4 protein-coding genes and 1 pseudogene are annotated in these 5,589 nt (G+C 75.4%); 3 read left to right on the top strand and 2 right to left on the bottom strand.

Annotated elements, in window-relative coordinates; all coding sequences use genetic code 11:
- The first annotated feature begins 151 nt into the window (after window positions 1-151).
- From PKY62_RS11740 to PKY62_RS11730, 3 genes are all read left to right on the top strand, one after another.
- The gene (locus tag PKY62_RS11740; RefSeq protein ID WP_324537176.1) at window positions 152-1,474 is read left to right on the top strand and encodes an HDOD domain-containing protein; all 1,323 of its coding nucleotides are present in this window, start codon (window positions 152-154) and stop codon (window positions 1,472-1,474) included.
- Window position 1,475: 1 nt separating this feature from the next.
- Window positions 1,476-2,927 carry an EAL and HDOD domain-containing protein gene (locus PKY62_RS11735; protein ID WP_324537174.1) on the top strand — a complete coding sequence of 484 codons (1,452 nt, stop codon included), beginning with the start codon at window positions 1,476-1,478 and terminating at the stop codon, window positions 2,925-2,927.
- 257 nt (window positions 2,928-3,184) lie between these two features.
- On the top strand, window positions 3,185-4,027 hold the full coding sequence (locus tag PKY62_RS11730; protein WP_324537172.1) for an HDOD domain-containing protein: 843 nt from the start codon (window positions 3,185-3,187) through the stop codon (window positions 4,025-4,027).
- Here the strand turns inward: PKY62_RS11730 and PKY62_RS11725 are convergent.
- On the bottom strand, window positions 4,014-5,351 hold the full coding sequence (locus PKY62_RS11725) for an alpha-amylase family glycosyl hydrolase (RefSeq protein ID WP_324537170.1): 1,338 nt from the start codon (window positions 5,349-5,351) through the stop codon (window positions 4,014-4,016). The two genes, PKY62_RS11730 and PKY62_RS11725, sit on opposite strands and share 14 nt — an antisense overlap.
- 27 nt (window positions 5,352-5,378) lie before the next feature.
- Window positions 5,379-5,589 (bottom strand): annotated as a pseudogene (locus PKY62_RS11720) (glycoside hydrolase family 13 protein); the annotation flags it as partial.

The following is a 5,589-nucleotide window of genomic DNA, read 5'->3' as shown; positions in this document are numbered from 1 at the left end:
GGTGCTCGACGGCGACGACTGGCCGCTGCGCGCGCCGTTCAGCGCGGCCGCCTGACGACCGACCGGACCGACCGGACCGACAAGCCCGACAGCACCGACCGCCACGTCCCCCGCCCGGGGGCACCTTGCCCGACCCGCTCGAGGAGTGACCGTGATCCCCAGCCCGCTCGCCGCCGGCGGCAACGCCTCGGCCGCCCAGCGGCCGTCGCCCGTGCTCGCCCGGGTGCACCGGGACCCCGTCGTCGCGTTCGACGGCAGGGTCGTCGGCTACACGCTCACGCTCACGCTCGACCTCACTCCCGTGGTGCCGACCCAGGGCGGCGCGCGCGGCGCCGAGATCCGCACCCCCATCGCCGCCGACGCCCCGCGGTACCAGGACGCCCCGGCCCGGCTCGGCGAGATGCTGCACGAGCAGTACCTCGCGCTGGACCTGCCCAACCTCGTCGCCGACCGCTACGCCTTCCTGCCCGCCACGCCCGCGATGCTGGCCGGGTTCCTGCCCGCGGCCCCGAGCACCGGCCGGCTCGTGCTCGACCTCCCGGTGGGCTTCGAGCTCGAGGAGGACGCGGTGCGACGCTGCGCCGCGCTGCGGGCCCAGGGCGTCGAGCTCGGCCTCGCCGGCTACCGCGGCGACGCGGCCCAGGTCGCGCTGCTCCCGCAGCTCGCGTTCGTCACGCTGGACCCCGCGCTGCTCACCGCACCGGGCGAGGGTGGTCCCGGCGCCGCGCTGGCCGACGTCGTGCGGTCGGCGCACGCCGTCGGCACCCAGGTGCTCGCGGATGCGGTCGACGCCCTGGTCGCCGCGCGCTCGCGCACCGCCGGGGTGGACGCCGTGCGCGGCGGCGAGACGCAGCCGGCCCAGGACGGCGCACCCCGCGTGCTGCGAGCGGGCCAGCTCCAGAGCCTGGCCGTCATGCACCTGCTCAACGAGCCCGAGCGCGAGGTCGGCAAGATCGCGGAGGTCATCGACACCGACCCCGTGCTCACGCTGCGCGTGCTGCACCTGGTCAACAGCGGCGTCTTCGCCCTGCGCCGGGAGGTGGACACGGTGCACCACGCCGTCGTGCTCCTCGGCCCGCGCGAGCTCACCCCGCTCGTCGCCGCGCTCGCCCTGGACGCCCGCGCCGACGCGATGGACAGCCTCTGGCTCATCCTGGCGCGCGCCCTGACGGTCGAGGCCCTCACGGACGACCCCACGGGGTACACGGTCGGCATGCTCTCGGGCCTCATCGACCAGCTGGGCGTGCCGGCCGACGTCGTGCTCGAGAAGGTCGGCGTCTCGGCCGGTGTGACGCGCGCCGTCCGCGACCGGACCGGGCCGCTGGGCGAGGCCCTCGCCGCCGTGCTCGCGCACGAGCGCCAGGACTACGTCACGGTCCTCTCCCTCGGCCTCGCTCCGCTGCACGTCTCCGACACCTACGTCAGCTGCCTGGCCAACGCGCTGGCCACAGCGCGCGCCGTCAGTCCCGCCTGACGTGCCGATCGACCTGCTGCACCCGCGCCGCGGCCGCGCCGCGACCGTCGTCGCCGCACCGCCGACACCGGTCGTCACCGCCCCGCAGACGCCAGGAGTGACCCTGCCGCTCACGACGCACGACGCCACGGTCACCATCCCGGGCCCGCAGCCCACCGGCGTCGGCACGCGGCTGCACCGCGAGCCGATCGTCGCGTTCGACGGCCACGCCATCGGGTACACCGTCACGCTGGACCTCGACGTCCCGCACCCGGTCCCCGCGCCGCACGCCCCGCCGGGGATCGAGTCCTTCGGGTACGTCGGCGCCCCGCCGGCGCAGCCGGTGGCCGCTGCCGCCGAGGCGGCGGTGCCGCGGGACACCGCGACCGCGCTGCACGAGAGCTACCTGGCGCTCGACCTGCCCAACCTCGTGGCGGACCGCTACGCCTTCCTGCCCGCGACCGCCGCGATGATCGACGGCGACCTGCCGCGTCCGCCCAGCGCCGGTCGCCTGGTGCTCGACCTGCCACCGGGCTTCGAGCTGACCGCCGACGCCGGCAAGCGGGCCGCGCGGCTGCGCGGGCGCGGCGTGGAGCTGTGCCTCCCCGGTTACCGCGGCGGCGCCCTCCAGGACGCGCTGCTGCCCGTGCTCGACTTCGTCACGGTGCACACCGCGTTGCTCGGCCCGCCGTCCGACGTCTCCCTCGTCGACCGGCCGGCCCCGGCCCTGGCGGACCTCGTCGCGCGGCTGCACGCCCGGGGGACCCGCGTGCTGGCCGAGGACATCGACCCGCTCACGGCCGCCCGCTGCCGCGTCGCCGGTGTGGACGCCCTGCGCGGCGCCGCCACGCCCCCGGTCACCGACCCGGCGCCCCGCGTGCTGCGCGCCGGCCAGCTGCAGTGCCTTGCGGTCATGCACCTGCTGCACCAGCAGCCGGTCGAGCTCGGCAAGGTCAGCGAGGTGGTCGACACCGACCCCGTGCTCACCGTGCGCGTGCTGCACCTCGTCAACAGCGGGGCGTTCAGCCTGCGCCGCGGCATCGACACGGTCGCGCAGGCCGTCGTGCTGCTCGGCCCGCGCGAGCTCACCACCCTCGTCGCCACCCTCGCGCTCGAGGCGCGCCCCGGGGCGATGGACAGCCTGTGGCGCATCCTGGCCCGCGCGCTGACGTGCGAGGCGGTCTCCGACGACCCGGCCAGCTACACCGTCGGCCTGCTCTCGGCCCTCATCGAGGAGCTCGGGGTGCCCACCGAGGCGGTCCTGGACATCGTCGGCGTCTCGTCGGCGCTCGCCGGCGCGCTGCGTGCGCACGAGGGTCCGCTGGGCCGGGTGCTCGCGGCCGTCCTGGCGCACGAGCGCCGCGACTACGCCGGGGTCCTCGCGCTAGGGCTCGCCCCGATGCGGGTCTCGGACGCGTACGTGCGCTGCCTGGCCAACGCGCTGGCGACCGCGCGCGCCGTCAGCCCCGCCTGAGCAGCCCCTGCCGACTCCCGCCACCCCGGCGAGGCGGCTCCCGCCACCCCGGCGAGGCGGCTCCCGCCACCCCGGCGAGGCGGCTCCCGCCACCCCCGGCAGACCGCAGGGCTCCACCCGACCGGCTCCTGGCCCGGTGCGCTCCCGCGCGGCAACGGTGCAGGTCAGCGGCCCACCGGGTGAAGTTCGCGAAGCGCGTCACAACGCCCGACGCCCGGCCGATCACTCAGGAGACCGACACCTTCTGAGGAGTGACCATGAACCGCACGAGCCGGGCCGCCCTGGCCGACCGCCAGACGTCCTGGCCCGCTGCGCCCGCCGGGTACGTGCCGACGCAGGCACCCGCCGGCCTCCAGACGCTCGAGCGCCCCCGTCCCGCGACCGCCGCCGGCGTCTCGCTGCGGACACTGGGCGTCGACACCGCGCTGCTCGCCCCCGCCGCCGTGTCCCCCGCCGCAGCACCCTCCCGGTTCGCCGAGCGCCCCCGCCCGGACGAGCAGCCGCACGTGCTGCGTGCCGGGCGCTCGCAGTGCCTGGCCGTCGCGCACCTGCTGGCCCAGCCCTCCGTCGCCCTCGGCCAGGTGGCCCAGGTGATCGACACCGATCCCGTCCTGACGCTGCGCGTGCTGCACCTGGCGAACACCCACACGGCGCAGGGCGCCGAGGTCGACACCGTCGCCCAGGCCGTGGTGCTCCTCGGGGCGCGCGAGCTCTCCGCGCTCGTCGGTCGCCTCCTCCTCGAGGCCCGCGCCGGCGCGATGGACCAGCTGTGGCTCGTCCTGGCCCGCGCCCTGACGTGCGAGAGCCTCGCTGGCGACGCCGCCGCGTACACCGTCGGGCTGCTGTCCGGCCTGGCGGACCAGCTCGGCGTGCCGTCCGACGTCGTGCTGGTCTCCGCTGGGGTCTCCGCGACCGTCGCCGACGCCGTGCGCTACGGCGAGGGGACGCTCGGTCGCGTGCTCGCCGCCGTGACGGCCCACGAGGCCGACGACCGCGTGGGGATCGTCCGCACCGGCCTGGCTCCCGTCGACGTGTACGACGCCTACCTGCGCGCGTTCACCGACGCGATGGCCACCGAGAAGGCCGTCAACCCCGCGTGACCCCGACCGTCTGCGGTCCCTGGACCAGCAGCCGGTAGCCCCACGCCGCCAGCCCGAGCGTGGCGTGGTCGCCGAGCCGCACCTGCTCGCCCGAGTCCACGTCGTCCCACACGCCCGGGTACGGCCCGTCCAGGAGCGTGAGCTCGGCCGGCTCGGCGCACAGGTTGAGCACGAGCAGCACGGCGTGGTCGCCCTGGCGCCGCACGAAGGCGAGCGACGTCTCGGTGCGGTCGGTGACGACCTCGACCATCCGCCCGCCCCAGCGGCCGTTCCACAGCGCGTGGTTGGCCCGCTTGAGGGCGACCAGCCGTGCGTAGAGGTCGCCGAGCGGGTGCTCGGTCCACGCGATCGGGTCCCGCTCGAAGAACTGCAGCCGCTTGGTGGAGCCCGCCTCCTGGCCGTTGTAGATCAGCGGGATGCCCTCGCTGACCACCGAGAGCACGATCGCCGCGTGCAGCGCGTCGCCGAACTGCTCGAACTCGGTGCCCTCCCAGGCGTTCTTGTCGTGGTTGGACACGAAGAGCATGCGCAGGCAGTCGGCCTGGAAGGCCTTCTCGTTCCACGCGTAGTAGGCGCGCAGGGCGCCGACGTCGGCCTTGCCCGACGCGATCCGGTGCATCGCCTCGTTCCAGCTCCAGCCGTAGGTGGCGTCGAACGCGCGGTCGTGCAGCTCGCGGGACTCCCACTCGGCGAGCAGGAACACCGGCCGGATGCGCTCGAGCTCCGCCCGCGTGACCTCCCACCAGTCGGTGGGCACGAACCCCGCCACGTCGCAGCGGAACCCGTCGAAGCCCACCTCGCGCACCCAGTAGGCCATCGCCTCCGTCATGTACGAGCGCAACCCCGGCTTGGCGTAGTCGAGGTCGACGATGTCCGGCCAGTCCCACCACGGCGAGGGCTGCAGGTCACCCTTCCAGTCCCGCGCGTACCACTCGGGGTGCTGCTCGACGAGCGGGTTGTCCCACGCGGTGTGGTTGGCCACCCAGTCGAGGATGACGTGCAGCCCGAGCGCGTGCGCGGCGTCGAGGAACCCCCGCAGCTCCGCGAGGGTGCCGAGCTCCGGGTTGACGCTGTAGTAGTCCTTGACCGCGTAGGGGCTGCCCAGCGTGCCCTTGCGGTTCTGCTCGCCGATCTCGTGGACGGGCATGAGCCACAGGATCTGCACGCCCAGCGTCGCGAGCCGCGGCAGCTGGGACGTGGCGGCGACGAAGGTCCCCTCGGGGGTGAACTGGCGCGTGTTGATCTGGTAGATCGTCGCGTCGTTGCTCCAGTCCGGGTGCACCAGGTGCACGTCGGAGGGACGCGGGGTGGGGTGGGTGGGCATGGCGATGGTCTCTCTGCCGTGGTGTGGTCAGTGCAGGGCGTACACGTGGGCGCCGGGGCCGTCGCCCGGCAGCAGCACGGCGTCGGTCCCGACGGCCGAGGCGGTCTCGCCGGCGAGGGTCTCGAGACGGTCGGCGCGCGAGAGCCCGAGCGCGTGCAGGGGCAGGCGCAGCGCGGTGCCGGGCCGTCGCACGACGTGCACGAGGACGCGCTGGTGCGGGTGCTCGCGCAGGAAGGTC

Source organism: Actinotalea sp. (genome assembly GCF_035443605.1).
GTDB lineage: Bacteria > Actinomycetota > Actinomycetes > Actinomycetales > Cellulomonadaceae > Actinotalea.
Note: the sequence above shows the minus strand (reverse complement) of the source record. Positions and strands in the feature narration are given on the sequence as shown.